This is a genomic window from Cryptosporangium sp. NPDC048952, from assembly GCF_043197895.1.
Lineage (GTDB): Bacteria > Actinomycetota > Actinomycetes > Mycobacteriales > Cryptosporangiaceae > Cryptosporangium.
Window position 1 is genome coordinate 99,789 of the sequence record NZ_JBICTY010000003.1, and the last position, 12,807, is coordinate 112,595.

Here is a 12,807-nt window from a genome sequence, read left to right on the forward strand (position 1 = left end):
TGCCGACTGATTGAGCAATCCCGCGAGGAGCGCCGTGTCCGTCTTATCCAGGATCACCTGGGCTGGAACGTTTGCCTCCGTCGCGATCGCGATCGGCGTCACGCGTGCCGGCACGGCTACCGGCGCGAACCCGCCCGACGGCCCGCTGGCGCTGTGGCGTCCCGACGCCCATCACCCGGTCGGCTGGGCCGTGCTGGCGCTGTTCGGCCTCGCCGTGCTGGCGCTGGCGTTCCTGCGGCTGTACCGGCTCGCGGAGGCCCGCTCGGTCGACGTCAGCACGGTCGCGACGATCGCGGCGTGGTGGGCCGCGCCGATGCTGCTGGCGCCGCCGGTGCTCAGCCTCGACGTCTGGTCGTACTTCGCCCAGGGCATCATGGTCGGCCAGGGGCTGGACCCCTACTCGTACGGGCCGTCGCTGCTGGGCCCCGGCCACATCCTGGACCCGGTCTCGCCGGTCTGGCGCGACACCCCGGCGCCGTACGGCCCGCTGATGCTCGCGACGCTGCACGGCGTCGTGACGCTCTCCGCCGGGCACATCTCGGTCGCGGCGCTGCTGTTACGCGGACTGGTGCTGGTGGCCGTCGTCGCGGTGGCGGTGCTCGTGACGAGGCTCGCGCCCCCGGACGAGCGGGCGCTCGCGCTCACGCTGGTCGCGGCGAACCCGCTGGTCGTCGTCCACCTCGTCGGCGGTGCCCATCTGGACGCCCTACTCGGGCTGATGGCCGCGGTGACGATCTATGCGGTTCGGCGGCGCTGGTACCTCGTCGCCGCGCTGGCCGCCGCGTGCGCGTTCTCGGTGAAGCTGCCGGGCATCCTGCTCGTCGGCTACCTGCTCGCCCACCTGGTGCGGCAACCGGTTCCGATGCGGCGCCGCATGGCGGCGGTGGCGACGATCGGGATCGTGGTGCTCGGCTGCTCGCTGCTCGTTCCGCACGGGTGGGGCTGGCTCAGCGCGATGGACGTGCCGGGGCGCATCCGCATCTACTGGGCGCCGGCGTCGCTGGTCGGCTCTCTGCTGTACCTGGTCACCGGAGGATCGGTGTCGTTCACCGACACGCTGGCGCTGGCCCGGTCCGTCGTCGCGGCCGCGGGGGCGATCGCGATCGCGGGGCTGCTCTGGCGGGCCGGTGCCGAGCCGAACTGGCGCAAGGCGGGCGCGCTGGTCGGTGCCGCGCTGCTCGTGCTCGCGTCCTCGGCGCCGGTGATGCACGCCTGGTACGTGGTCTGGGGTGGCGTCCTGCTGGCGGCCTGTTCCGGTGCCCGCGCCCGCCGCTGGGCGGTCGTGCTGGGCGCCGCACTCTGCTTCAGCGCGGTCCCCGATCAGCTCGGCGGCACGCTCTGGAGCGTGCTCGCCGTCCCGCTGTGCCTGTCGCTGGTGGTCGTGGACGCCGTGCGGACGGTGTTCCCGGCGCTGACCCCACGGTGGGCACCGGCACCGGCACCGGCCGCCGTGGTCGACACCGCATAGGGTTTCTCCCGTGCAGACACCGCTGGCCCCTGCGCTCTCCGGTGCCGTCCGCCGGCTGACCGACGCCGGTGTGGCGTCACCGCGGTTCGACGCCGAGGAGCTCGCCGCGTTCGTGCTCGGCGTCCCGCGGAGTCGGCTGTTGCTGGCCGACGGGTTCGACCAAGCAGCAGTGGCCCGCTTCGACGAGCTCGTCGCGGAACGCGCCCGGCGGGTGCCGCTGCAGCACCTCACCGGCCTGGCCGGTTTCCGCCACCTGGAGCTCGCGGTGGGGCCCGGGGTGTTCGTTCCCCGGCCGGAGACCGAGCTGCTGGCGGGGTGGGCCATCGAGCACGCCAAGGGCTCGATCGTCGTCGACCTGTGCAGTGGATCGGGAGCCATCGCGCTCGCAGTCGCCAACGAATGCCCGGACGCCACGGTCTTCGGCGTCGAGCGGGAGGAGCTGGCGCTGGCCTGGGCGCGGCGCAACGCCGAGACCCGCCGCGCCGCGGGGGACCGGCCGGTGACGCTGGTCCACGGCGACGCCACGGCGTCCGATGTGCTCGCCGAGCTCGACGGCACCGTCGACGTCGTCGTCACGAATCCGCCCTACGTACCGGACGGCTCGACGGTGAGCCCCGAGGTGGCCGACCACGACCCCGCGGCCGCGCTGTGGGGCGGTCCGGACGGGCTGGACGTCGTCCGGTTGCTGCTCGACCGGGCGGCCGCGCTGCTGCGACCGGGCGGCGTCATCGGTATCGAGCACGCGGACGTGCAGGGAGGGTCCCTGCCCGCGCTGGTCCGACGCCGCCCGGAGTTCGAGGACGTCGTGGACAACCGGGACCTCGCCGACCGTCCCCGCTTCACCACCGCGCGCCGCCGTAAGCTGGCCGGGTGACCAGGACCTACCAGTGCTCCGACCCGGCCGATCGCACGGCCGGAATCGCCGCGGCGGTCGACGCCGTACGCCGCGGTGACCTGATCGTGCTGCCGACCGACACCGTCTACGGCATCGGTGCGGACGCGTTCACGCCGACCGCAGTGGATTCGCTGCTCACCGCGAAACAGCGCGGGCGGGACATGCCGGTGCCGGTCCTGGTCGGGAACCGACGGACGCTCGACGGCCTGGTGATGGCGGTGCCGCCGACGGTGCACGACCTGGTCGACGCGTTCTGGCCGGGCGGTCTGACCATCATCGTCGAGCAGGCGCCGTCGCTGGCCTGGGACCTGGGCGACGCCGACGGCACGGTTGCCGTCCGGATGCCGCTGCACCCGGTCGCGCTCGAGGTGCTCGAAGCCACCGGCCCGATGGCGGTGTCCAGCGCGAACGTGTCGGGGCAGCCGCCGGCCACCACTGCCGAGGAGGCGCGCGACCAGCTCGGGTGGCTCGTCGAGGTGTATCTGGAAGCCGGCTCCTGCGGGGACCCGGTCGCGTCGACGATCGTCGACGTCACCGGCGAGGTGCCGCGCGTGCTGCGGCAGGGTGCGCTCGACCTGGCGACGCTGCGCGAGGTCGTGCCGACCCTGCTCGACAAGGACGGCCACGGCCCCGACGACGAGCCGGCGGTACCGGCGGCCACCGAAGCATGAGCGACCGTTTCAGTGTCCTGATGGTCTGCATGGGCAACATCTGCCGGTCGCCGATGGCCGAGCGGCTGCTGCGGCTGCGCCTCGAGGAGCGTCTGGAGAACAGCGATCTGGTCGTGGTGCACGGCGCCGGCACCGGTGCGTGGCACGAGGGCGAGCCGATGCACGTCCAGTCCGCGGAGGAGGTGCTGGCCCGCGGGGGAGACCCGGCCGGGTTCAGCGCCCGGATGCTGACCACCGCGATGCTCGCCGAGCAGACGGATCTGGCTCTCACCGCAACGATCGAGCAGGTCGAGTTCATCTCCGAAATGGACCCGGCGGCCGCACCGCACACTTTCGTCCTCGGTGAGTTCGCTCGCCTGGCCGCGCGGGTTCCGGAGGACGAGCTGCCGACGGGCGACCTCGTGGCGCGTGGCCGGGCCCTGGTGGCCGCTGCCGACCGCTTGCGGGACGGGGCGGAGCCCAAAAAGGCACACAGGTCCGACGAGGTCCCCGACCCGTGGGGCCGCGCACCCGAGTACTTCACCGCGGTGGCCGACCAAATCGACGACGCGGTGACAGTGCTCGCCGACCGACTGTCGGGGGAGTAGCCCCCACGGAGTGGCGCGGGGCGAGTACGGTGGCCCGAGCCACTCGCGAGGGTGGTCCGAAGGCATGCCCGGACCCCCGCGAAAACACGGTACGAGCGTTCGTGATACGTTTCACGAGCTAGTCAGATACGCGATTTGCACCCGCTGAACGCCGCCCTGACGACCCCGACCGACGAACTCGGCGCACCGAAGCGCCGCGCCGACCGGAGCCGCCTCATGTCTCGTGCACCTCTCGCACTCGCGATCCTCGTCGTACTGCTGGGCGGAGCCTTCGCTCTCGGCGGTACCGAGGCGCTGGCCGGTGCGGCCGTCGGCCTGGTGCTGGTCGTGCTGTTCCTGGCCGCGGGCCGGATGCCATTCCTGGTCGACGCGCAACTCGCGCCGGGTCTCGCCTATCTCGTGCTCGGCATCAACTACGTGTTCCGGGTCGTCCTGCTCCTGGTGGCTCTGGTCGCTCTCAAAGACCAACACTGGTTGGACGCCCGAGCGCTCGGTGTCGTCGTGATCGCCGGTGCGTTGGTGTGGAATGCGATGGCGCTACGTCGTCATCTCGCCGCCGCCGCATCGAGCAATACGACCTCTGAGGTAATCGACGACGAGTCGTCGGACGTGAACACTAAAGAAACAACGACGACAGCGCCGGACGACAACAATTCGACGCCGACTCGAACAGTGGGAGGTGGCCGATGATGGCCGATGCCGACCACGAAGAACGATCACTGGAAGTCAACCCTGACGTGCCTGAGAGTGACGCCGCCGAGAGGGAGCGTAAGCGCTGGCAGGAGGCCTCAGCAGTGCCCGCGGTCGATCCGTGGCACGTGGTGAGTTACCTCATTTCCGGCGTCACGATTTGGGGCGGCATCGGATGGCTGGCGGCGCGTTGGCTGGACATTCCTGCACTCATCGGAGTCGGATTCATCATCGGGGGGGTGCTCGGAATCTGGCTGACATACATCCGGTACGGTAGGCCGCAATCCGGGTCATCGACTTCGATGCCCGCTGCCCAGCCTGATCTGCCACGCGCCTCGGCTCCGAACCGCTCCCGGAACGCTTCGGGAGCACGGCGCGCCGAGCGACCGTCAGGGCCGCCGCCGTCGTCAGACACCACCGCCGAGGAGGAGAAGCCGTGAGCACCCAGCTCCTTGCCGCCGGGCCGGGATTCGAAGCGCCGGGCCCGGCCGACTTCGAGTTCCCGCCGCTTTTCACGGTCGCGGGCTTCGAGTTCACGAAGCCGATGTTGATCATCGTGCTCGGCACCATCGTGGTCGCTGCGTTGTTCTACGCCGCCGCCCGTAACCCGAAGCTCGTCCCGGGCAAACTGCAGTTCGCCGGCGAGCAGGCTTACGGGTTGGTCCGCAACAGCGTCGTGCTCGACTCGATCGGCGTGAAGAACGGCAAGAAGTTCGTGCCGTACATCGTCACGACGTTCTTCTTCATCCTGATACTGAACATCTCCGGCATCATTCCGGTGCTGCAGTTCCCGGCCTCGTCGAAGATCGCGATTCCCGCGTTCCTCGCGGTGATCTCCTGGATCATCTACAACGCCGTCGGTATCCGTCGGCAGGGTTTCGTCGGCTATTTCAAGAACATGTGCTTCCCGCCTGGGGTGCCGTGGCCGATCTACTTCCTGCTGGCCCCGCTGGAGTTCTTCTCCACGTTCATCATCCGGCCGTTCACGCTCGCCCTTCGTCTTTCGATGAACATGTTCGCCGGCCACCTGGTGCTGCTTCTCTGCATCCTCGGTGGCGAGTACATGCTCACCGAGGGCACCGGGGCGCTGCCGTTCCTGAGCCCGGTCGGCTTCCTCGGCGGGATCGTCCTGACCTTCTTCGAAGGCTTCATCCAGATCCTGCAGGCCTACGTGTTCGCGCTGCTGTCGGCGCTGTACATCGCCGGCGCCATGGAAGCCGAGCACTGACCCTGAATTACCGCCCGCCGCGCAACCCACCCCGCAGCGGCGGCCATTCACCCATCGAGAAGGGAACGCAGCAATGGAAGGCAACCTGAACATGGTCGGCTACGGGCTGGCCGCCATTGGTCCGGGTATCGGTATCGGCCTGATCTTCGCCGCGTACATCGCCGGTGTGGCTCGCCAGCCCGAGGCCCGGGGCACGCTCCAGGGCATCGCGATCCTGGGCTTCGCCCTGGCTGAGGCGCTTGCCATCATCGGTATCGGTCTCGCGTTCGCGCTCTGACGACCATGTCAGCGACGACGGAGATCGTGACTCTCCTCGCGTCCGAGGACGGCGAGGTAAACCCGCTCCTCCCGCACACGTCCGAGCTCATCGTCGGACTGATCGCATTCGCTCTGCTCTTCTGGTTCCTCGCGAAGTTCGTCTACCCGATGTTCGAGAAGACGTACGCGGAGCGCTCGGAAGCGATCGAAGGCGGGATCAAGCGGGCCGAAGAGGCTCAGGCCGAGGCCAAGGCAGCGCTCGAGCAGTACCGGGCGCAGCTGGCCGACGCGCGGGGCGAGGCCGGCCGCATCCGCGAGGATGCGCGCGCCGAGGGCGCACGCATCATCGAGGAAATGCGGGCCGAGGCCCAGGAGCAGGCCGCTCGCATCGTCGAGCGTGGCGAGGAGCAGCTGGCTGCCGAGCGGCAGCGGCTGGTCACCGAGATCCGTGCCGACATCGGCCGTATCGCGGTGGACCTGGCCGGCCGCATCGTCGGTGAGTCGCTGGCCGACGAGGCCCGGCGCACCGGCACGGTCGAGCGGTTCCTCGACGACCTCGACACGACCACCACCACCGGGGGGCGGCGCTGATGCAGGGCGCTAGCCGGGACTCCCTGGCCGGGATTCGGTCGCAGCTGGCCGAGATCACCCGGGCCGGAGCCGCTCCGGCCGCCGAGACGGCGCCGGGCGGTGCTTACCCGGCGGGTTCCCGTCCGGCGGGCGCCGCCGGTGCCTCGGCGCCGGCCGGAGTCGACCGGGTCGCGCTCGCCGCGGACCTGCGGTCGGCTGCCGCCCTGCTCGGGCGCGAGCCCGGGCTGCGGCGCGCGCTGGCCGACAACACCAAGCCGGAGGAGGCCCGTACGGGCCTGCTCGAGGCGCTGGTGGGTCAGCGGGTCGGCGCGGGTGCGCTCACCGTCCTCCGGGCCGCTGTCGCGGCCCGGTGGTCGCGGGCACACGACCTGGTCGACGCCGTCGAACTGCTGGCGGTCGACGCCGAGCTCACCGAGGCGGAGGCCACCGATTCGCTGGCCGACGTCGAGGACCAGCTGTTCCGCTTCGCGCGCATCGTCGACGGCACCCCGCGGCTCGGGCAGTTGCTCGCCGACGCCACGGCGCCGGTCGAGCAGCGGACGGAGCTGGCCACGGGCTTGCTCGAAGGCCAGGCGAACCCGGTGACCGTGCGCCTGGCCGCCGTCGCCGTCCACGGCCTCGGCGGCCGCGGGTTCGACGCATCGCTGCAGCGTCTCGTCGAGCTGACGGCCGCGCGGCGCGACCGCGAGATAGCGTATGTGACAGCAGCCGCACCGTTGACTCCTGCGCAGGAGGAGCGGTTGGTTGCGCGTCTGGCCGCGATCTACGGGCGATCGGTGTCGTTGAAGGTCGAGGTCGACCCCTCGCTACTCGGTGGGGTGACGGTACGGGTCGGTGACGACCTGTACGACGGGAGCGTTGCCCGACGCCTCGAGCAGGCGCGCGGCGCGCTGGCGAACTGACGCACCGCGGCATCCCACCTACCAGACGTGCAGGCTCGGTCAGCTCAGTCGCTGACCACAAGACGAGATCGAGGAACTATCAGATGGCCGAGCTGACCATCTCCTCCGAGGAGATCCGCGGCGCGATCGAGCGTTACGTCTCTTCCTATTCACCCGAGGTCTCCCGCGAGGAGGTCGGTGTGGTCGCCGATACCGGCGACGGCATCGCCCACGTCGAGGGCCTCCCCTCGACGATGACCAACGAGCTGCTGCAGTTCGAGGACGGCACCCTCGGGATGGCGCTCAACCTCGAGCCCCGCGAGCTCGGTGTCATCATCCTCGGCGACTTCGCGGGTATCGAGGAGGGCCAGACGGTCCGCCGGACCGGGCAGATCCTGTCCGCGCCGGTCGGTGACGGCTTCCTCGGCCGCGTGGTCGACCCGCTGGGCAACCCGATCGACGGCAAGGGCGAGATCCAGGCGGAAGGCCGCCGGATCCTGGAGCTGCAGGCCCCCACGGTGGTCCAGCGCCAGCCCGTGAAAGAGCCGCTGCAGACCGGCATCAAGGCCATCGACGCGATGACCGCGATCGGCCGGGGCCAGCGGCAGCTGATCATCGGTGACCGTCAGACCGGCAAGACCGCGGTGGCGATCGACACGATCATCAACCAGCGGGCCAACTGGGAGAGCGGCGACCCGAAGAAGCAGGTCAAGTGCATCTACGTCGCGGTCGGCCAGAAGGGCTCGACGATCGCTTCGGTGCGCGGCGCCCTCGAAGAGGCCGGCGCGATGGAGTACACGACGATCGTCGCTGCTCCGGCGTCCGACCCGGCGGGCTTCAAGTACATCGCCCCCTACACCGGTTCGGCCATCGGCCAGCACTGGATGTACCAGGGCCAGCACGTCCTGATCATCTTCGACGACCTCACGAAGCAGGCCGAGGCCTACCGGGCCGTGTCGCTGCTGCTGCGCCGCCCGCCGGGCCGTGAGGCCTACCCGGGTGACGTCTTCTACCTGCACTCGCGGCTGCTCGAGCGTTGCGCGAAGCTGTCCGACGAGCTGGGTGGCGGCTCGATGACCGGTCTGCCGATTATCGAGACGAAGGCCAACGACATCTCGGCCTTCATCCCGACCAACGTCATCTCGATCACCGACGGCCAGGTCTTCCTCGAGACCGACCTGTTCAACGCCGGTGTCCGCCCCGCCATCAACGTCGGTACCTCGGTGTCGCGCGTGGGTGGTTCGGCGCAGGTCCGCGCGATGCGTTCGGTCGCCGGTCGTCTCCGCCTCGACCTGGCTCAGTACCGCGAGCTGGAGGCCTTCTCGGCGTTCGGTTCCGACCTGGACCGGGCGTCGCGCAACCAGCTGGAGCGCGGTTCGCGTCTGGTCGAGCTGCTCAAGCAGCCCCAGTACTCGCCGTTCTCGGTCCCGGAGCAGGTCGTCTCGGTGTGGGCCGGTACCACCGGTCAGCTCGACGACATCCCGGTCGCCGACATCCGCCGGTTCGAGACCGAGTTCCTCGACTTCATCCGCCGGAACAAGGCCGACATCTTCTCGACGATCGAGAGCACCGGCAAGCTCGAGGACGACACGGCGCAGTCGCTCACCGACGCGATCACCGAGTTCAAGCAGCAGTTCGAGGTCGGTGCGAGCAGCGACCAGGTGATCGAGGCGAAGGACGAGGACTCGGCCGAGAGCGTCACCCGACACACCGATCAGGAGGGCTGATCCGTGCCCGCCTCGCTTCGGGTGCTGCGACGCCGGATCAAGTCGGTTCAGCAGACAAAGAAGATCACCAAGGCGCAGGAGCTGATCGCCACTTCGCGGATCGCGAAGGCGCGCGCCCGGGTCGAGGCGTCGCGTCCCTACGCCGAGGCGATCACCCGGGTGCTCACCGCGCTCGCGACGAACTCGTCGTCGATCGACCACCCGCTGCTCAACGCACGGGAGCGCATCAAGCGGGTGGGGATCCTCCTCATCACCAGTGACCGCGGCCTGGCCGGTGGCTACAACGCCAACGTGATCCGCCGGGCCGAGCAGCTCATCGCTCAGGTCCAGTCGGAGGGTCAGCAGCCGGTTCTGTACGTGATCGGCCGTAAGGGCGCGGCGTACTTCCGGTTCCGCAACCGGGACATCGAGCGGTCCTGGACGGGCTTCTCGGAGTCGCCGGACTACGACGACGCCAAGGAGGTCGGCGAGTTCCTCGTGCAGACCTTCCTGGCCGGCGCGGACGACACGCTGGACGGGCCCGGCCTGGACGGCGTGCACGGGGTGGACGAGCTGCACCTGGTCTCCACGGACCTGGTCTCGATGATCACCCAGCGTCCGGTCGCGCACCGCTTCGCGCCGATGGACGTCTCGGAGGAGGCGCACCCCGAGGGGCCGCGGCCGATCTACGAGTTCGAGCCGGAGCCCGAGCAGCTGCTGTCGGCGCTGCTGCCCAAGTACCTGAACACCCGCATCTACGCGGCTCTGCTGGAGTCCGCGGCCTCGGAGTCGGCGTCGCGCCGGCAGGCGATGAAGTCGGCGAGCGACAACGCCGGTGAACTCGTCAAGAGCCTCAGCCGCGAAGCCAACGCGGCGCGCCAGGCCCAGATCACCCAGGAGATCAGTGAGATCGTTGGTGGCTCCAACGCTCTCGCCACTGCAGGAAGTGACGACTGATGACTGCCACCACTGTTGAGAACACGGCCGGGACGGAGTCCGAGGCCGCCAGCGGCCGCGTCGTAAGCGTGCGCGGCCCCGTCGTCGACGTCGAGTTCCCCAAGAACGCGATTCCCGACCTCAACAACGCCCTGCACGTGAAGGTCGACGTGGAGAGCATCGCGAAGACCCTGACCCTCGAGGTCGCCCAGCACCTGGGTGACAACGTGGTCCGGACGATCTCGATGCAGCCCACCGACGGCCTGGTCCGGGGCGCCGAGGTCATCGACACCGGCGCGCCGATCAGCGTTCCGGTCGGCGACATCACCAAGGGCCGCGTGTTCAACGCGCTCGGTGAGGTGCTCAACCTCAAGGAGGGCGAGCAGTTCGAGGTCACCGAGCGCTGGCCGATCCACCGTGACCCGCCGGCCTTCGATCAGCTCGAGAGCAAGACCGAGATCTTCGAGACCGGTCTGAAGGCGATCGACCTGCTGACGCCGTACGTGCGCGGTGGAAAGATCGGCCTGTTCGGCGGTGCCGGCGTGGGCAAGACGGTGCTCATCCAGGAGATGATCATCCGTGTCGCCAACAACTTCGGTGGCGTCTCGGTGTTCGCCGGCGTGGGTGAGCGCACCCGCGAGGGCAACGACCTCATCCTGGAAATGGACGAGAGCGGCGTTCTGGAGAAGACCGCGCTGGTCTTCGGCCAGATGGACGAGCCGCCGGGCACGCGCCTCCGGGTCGCGCTCGCCGCGCTGACGATGGCGGAGTACTTCCGCGACGTCCAGAACCAGGACGTGCTGCTGTTCGTCGACAACATCTTCCGGTTCACGCAGGCCGGTTCCGAGGTGTCGACGCTGCTCGGCCGCATGCCGTCCGCCGTGGGTTACCAGCCCACGCTGGCGGACGAGATGGGCCAGCTGCAGGAGCGCATCACGTCGACGCGCGGTCACTCGATCACCTCGATGCAGGCGATCTACGTTCCCGCCGACGACATCACCGACCCCGCGCCGCACACGGTGTTCGCGCACCTCGACGCGACCACCACGCTGTCCCGGGCGATCTCCGACAAGGGCATCTACCCGGCGATCGACCCGCTGGACTCCACCTCCCGGATCCTCGACGCGCGTTACGTCGGCGAGGAGCACTACCGGGTGGCCGCGCGTACCAAGGAGATCCTCCAGCGGTACAAGGAGCTCCAGGACATCATCGCGATCCTCGGTATCGACGAGCTCTCCGAGGAGGACAAGCTCCTCGTCGGTCGGGCCCGTCGGATCGAGCGGTTCCTGTCGCAGAACACCTACGCGGCGGAGCAGTTCACCGGCATCCCCGGCTCGACGGTGCCGATCAAGGACACCATCGAGGCGTTCAAGGCGATCGCCGCCGGTGACCTGGACAAGTACCCGGAGCAGGCGTTCTTCATGTGCGGCGGCATCGACGACGTGGAGAAGAAGGCGGCCGAGCTCGCCAAGGAGTGAATTCGCTGAACGTCTGACCCGCGGGTCCCGGGCCGTCGGCTCGGGACCCGCGTCCGAACGAATCGAGGAGTCTGTCGTGGCGGATCTGCAGGTCGAGGTCGTGTCCGTCGAAGAGAAGATCTGGTCCGGCGAGGCATCGATCCTGATCGCTCGCACGACCGAGGGCGAACTGGCCATCATGCCGGGGCACACGCCGCTGCTCGGTGAGCTGGTCGACCCGGGCGAGGTGCGCGTGCGCGCCACGGACGGCGAGCACAGCTGGACGGTGCACGGGGGCTTCCTGTCGGTCACCTCGGAAGGCGTTTCGGTGCTTGCCGAGACCGTGAGCACCCCCGAGGGTGCTCCCGCCGGGCAGTACTGAGGCCCAGGGGCGCGGGGGAGCACGGCGTATGGCGACTGTGCTCGAAGGCGTCGCGCTCCTGTTCGTGCTGGGCTTCGGCCTGTTGGCGGTGTTGTTCGTCCGGCGGGTGCTGATCACCCGCAACGGGGCGGTGGAGTTGTCGGTGCGCCTCTACCGGGCACGCCTCGGACGCGGGTGGGCCCTCGGGCTCGCCCGGTTCTCCGGTGACCAGCTGCGCTGGTACCGCCTCTTCAGTTTTTCCCCGTGGCCGCGCCGCGTCCTGACCCGCCGGGAACTGGTGGTGGTCGGGCGGCGTGACCCCAGCGAGCAGGAGACGCTCGCGTTGATGACCGGGTCGGTGGTGCTGGAGTGCACCGACCGCCACGGTCCCGTCGAACTGGCGATGAGCGGCAGCGCGCTCACCGGCTTCCTGAGCTGGCTCGAGTCGGCCGCTCCAGGTTCCTTCCCTACGCGCTAGCGCCGGGGCGCCAGAGGACGTCGTTTCCCTCGTTCGCGACGCGCGACAGGATGAACAGCAGGTCGCTCAGCCGGTTCAGGTACTTGGCCGGGAGCGAATGCGTGGTATCCGGCTCGGCCTCGAGCAGCGTCCAGGTGGACCGCTCGGCGCGCCGGACGACGGTGGTGGCCTGGTGCAGCAGTGCGGCTCCCGGCGTGCCGCCCGGCAGGATGAAACTGTCGAGTTTGGGCAGTCGGGCGTTGAACTCGTCGCACCAGCCCTCGAGGCGCTCGACCTGTGCCTCCGTGACCCGCAGCGGTGGGTACTTCGGTTCGGGATCGACCGGCGTCGCGAGATCGGCGCCGACGTCGAACATGTCGTTCTGAATGGGACGCAGGACGCCGGCCAGCTCCGAGCTGAGTTGACCGAGCGCGAGCGCCACACCGATGACCGCGTTCGCCTCGTTGACGTCGGCATAGGCCCCGATCCGGGGGTGCGTCTTGGGGACGCGGCTCATGTCGCCGAGGTTAGTCGTACCGGAATCGCCGGTTTTGGTGTAGATACGAGTCAGGTGCACGGCCATTCTCCGAGGTTATCCACCGGACGGCCAGACCGTTGTGG

Annotated in this window: 16 protein-coding genes; 15 read left to right on the forward strand and 1 reads right to left on the reverse strand. The window is 69.5% G+C overall.

The features are described 5' to 3' along the window. Positions 1 to 34 precede the first annotated feature (34 nt). The 15 genes from mptB to ACGFY5_RS16610 all read left to right on the forward strand — a co-directional run bounded on the left by mptB (position 35) and on the right by ACGFY5_RS16610 (position 12,207). Positions 35 to 1,468, forward strand: coding sequence for a polyprenol phosphomannose-dependent alpha 1,6 mannosyltransferase MptB (gene mptB / locus ACGFY5_RS16540; protein WP_392720663.1), 1,434 nt, complete (start codon positions 35 to 37; stop codon positions 1,466 to 1,468). Between the two features lie 10 nt (positions 1,469 to 1,478). Continuing rightward, on the forward strand, positions 1,479 to 2,342 hold the full coding sequence (gene prmC, locus ACGFY5_RS16545; protein WP_392720665.1) for a peptide chain release factor N(5)-glutamine methyltransferase: 864 nt from the start codon (positions 1,479 to 1,481) through the stop codon (positions 2,340 to 2,342). Further along, positions 2,339 to 3,034, forward strand: coding sequence for an L-threonylcarbamoyladenylate synthase (locus tag ACGFY5_RS16550; protein ID WP_392720666.1), 696 nt, complete (start codon positions 2,339 to 2,341; stop codon positions 3,032 to 3,034). The genes prmC and ACGFY5_RS16550 overlap by 4 nt, the downstream gene beginning before the upstream one ends. Next, complete coding sequence (locus ACGFY5_RS16555) at positions 3,031 to 3,621, forward strand: phosphotyrosine protein phosphatase (RefSeq protein ID WP_392720668.1); 591 nt, start codon at positions 3,031 to 3,033, stop codon at positions 3,619 to 3,621. The genes ACGFY5_RS16550 and ACGFY5_RS16555 overlap by 4 nt, the downstream gene beginning before the upstream one ends. 216 nt (positions 3,622 to 3,837) lie before the next feature. Next, on the forward strand, positions 3,838 to 4,311 hold the full coding sequence (locus tag ACGFY5_RS16560) for a hypothetical protein (RefSeq protein WP_392720669.1): 474 nt from the start codon (positions 3,838 to 3,840) through the stop codon (positions 4,309 to 4,311). Further along, positions 4,311 to 4,751 (forward strand): hypothetical protein, encoded by a 441-nt coding sequence (locus ACGFY5_RS16565; RefSeq protein WP_392720671.1) that lies wholly within the window; start codon positions 4,311 to 4,313, stop codon positions 4,749 to 4,751. Before ACGFY5_RS16560 ends, ACGFY5_RS16565 begins: the two co-directional genes overlap by 1 nt. Beyond that, positions 4,748 to 5,539: a F0F1 ATP synthase subunit A gene (gene atpB, locus ACGFY5_RS16570; RefSeq protein ID WP_392720673.1), complete on the forward strand. Its 792-nt coding sequence runs from the start codon at positions 4,748 to 4,750 to the stop codon at positions 5,537 to 5,539. Before ACGFY5_RS16565 ends, atpB begins: the two co-directional genes overlap by 4 nt. Positions 5,540 to 5,612: 73 nt before the next feature. After that, entirely contained in the window at positions 5,613 to 5,816 is a 204-nt protein-coding gene (gene atpE, locus ACGFY5_RS16575; protein ID WP_073250254.1) for an ATP synthase F0 subunit C, read from the forward strand. Between the two features lie 5 nt (positions 5,817 to 5,821). Next, positions 5,822 to 6,388 carry a F0F1 ATP synthase subunit B gene (locus tag ACGFY5_RS16580; protein WP_392720675.1) on the forward strand — a complete coding sequence of 189 codons (567 nt, stop codon included), beginning with the start codon at positions 5,822 to 5,824 and terminating at the stop codon, positions 6,386 to 6,388. Further along, positions 6,388 to 7,290, forward strand: coding sequence for a F0F1 ATP synthase subunit delta (locus ACGFY5_RS16585; protein ID WP_392720676.1), 903 nt, complete (start codon positions 6,388 to 6,390; stop codon positions 7,288 to 7,290). Before ACGFY5_RS16580 ends, ACGFY5_RS16585 begins: the two co-directional genes overlap by 1 nt. 83 nt (positions 7,291 to 7,373) lie before the next feature. Continuing rightward, the gene (atpA, locus tag ACGFY5_RS16590; protein WP_392720677.1) at positions 7,374 to 8,996 is read left to right on the forward strand and encodes a F0F1 ATP synthase subunit alpha; all 1,623 of its coding nucleotides are present in this window, start codon (positions 7,374 to 7,376) and stop codon (positions 8,994 to 8,996) included. A gap of 3 nt (positions 8,997 to 8,999) precedes the next feature. Further along, complete coding sequence (locus ACGFY5_RS16595) at positions 9,000 to 9,932, forward strand: F0F1 ATP synthase subunit gamma (RefSeq protein WP_392720679.1); 933 nt, start codon at positions 9,000 to 9,002, stop codon at positions 9,930 to 9,932. Beyond that, positions 9,932 to 11,389 (forward strand): F0F1 ATP synthase subunit beta, encoded by a 1,458-nt coding sequence (gene atpD / locus ACGFY5_RS16600; protein ID WP_392720680.1) that lies wholly within the window; start codon positions 9,932 to 9,934, stop codon positions 11,387 to 11,389. Before ACGFY5_RS16595 ends, atpD begins: the two co-directional genes overlap by 1 nt. A 76-nt stretch (positions 11,390 to 11,465) precedes the next feature. Next, positions 11,466 to 11,750 (forward strand): F0F1 ATP synthase subunit epsilon, encoded by a 285-nt coding sequence (locus ACGFY5_RS16605; protein ID WP_392720682.1) that lies wholly within the window; start codon positions 11,466 to 11,468, stop codon positions 11,748 to 11,750. A 28-nt stretch (positions 11,751 to 11,778) separates the two neighbouring features. After that, a complete protein-coding gene (locus ACGFY5_RS16610) occupies positions 11,779 to 12,207 on the forward strand; it encodes a DUF2550 domain-containing protein (protein WP_392720684.1) in 429 nt (142 codons plus the stop codon). Here the strand turns inward: ACGFY5_RS16610 and ACGFY5_RS16615 are convergent. Then, entirely contained in the window at positions 12,197 to 12,769 is a 573-nt protein-coding gene (locus tag ACGFY5_RS16615; protein WP_392720685.1) for a cob(I)yrinic acid a,c-diamide adenosyltransferase, read from the reverse strand. The two genes, ACGFY5_RS16610 and ACGFY5_RS16615, sit on opposite strands and share 11 nt — an antisense overlap. Positions 12,770 to 12,807 lie beyond the last annotated feature (38 nt).

Bases quoted from the DNA above. Each gene is read 5' to 3' on its own strand.
- ACGFY5_RS16555 (WP_392720668.1), top strand. From the start codon at position 3,031: ATGAGCGACCGTTTCAGTGTCCTGATGGTCTGCATGGGCAACATCTGC.
- ACGFY5_RS16560 (WP_392720669.1), top strand. From the start codon at position 3,838: ATGTCTCGTGCACCTCTCGCACTCGCGATCCTCGTCGTACTGCTGGGC.
- ACGFY5_RS16565 (WP_392720671.1), top strand. From the start codon at position 4,311: ATGGCCGATGCCGACCACGAAGAACGATCACTGGAAGTCAACCCTGAC.
- atpE (WP_073250254.1), top strand. From the start codon at position 5,613: ATGGAAGGCAACCTGAACATGGTCGGCTACGGGCTGGCCGCCATTGGT.
- ACGFY5_RS16580 (WP_392720675.1), top strand. From the start codon at position 5,822: ATGTCAGCGACGACGGAGATCGTGACTCTCCTCGCGTCCGAGGACGGC.
- ACGFY5_RS16585 (WP_392720676.1), top strand. From the start codon at position 6,388: ATGCAGGGCGCTAGCCGGGACTCCCTGGCCGGGATTCGGTCGCAGCTG.
- atpA (WP_392720677.1), top strand. From the start codon at position 7,374: ATGGCCGAGCTGACCATCTCCTCCGAGGAGATCCGCGGCGCGATCGAG.
- atpD (WP_392720680.1), top strand. From the start codon at position 9,932: ATGACTGCCACCACTGTTGAGAACACGGCCGGGACGGAGTCCGAGGCC.
- ACGFY5_RS16610 (WP_392720684.1), top strand. From the start codon at position 11,779: ATGGCGACTGTGCTCGAAGGCGTCGCGCTCCTGTTCGTGCTGGGCTTC.
- ACGFY5_RS16615 (WP_392720685.1), bottom strand. From the start codon at position 12,769: ATGGCCGTGCACCTGACTCGTATCTACACCAAAACCGGCGATTCCGGT.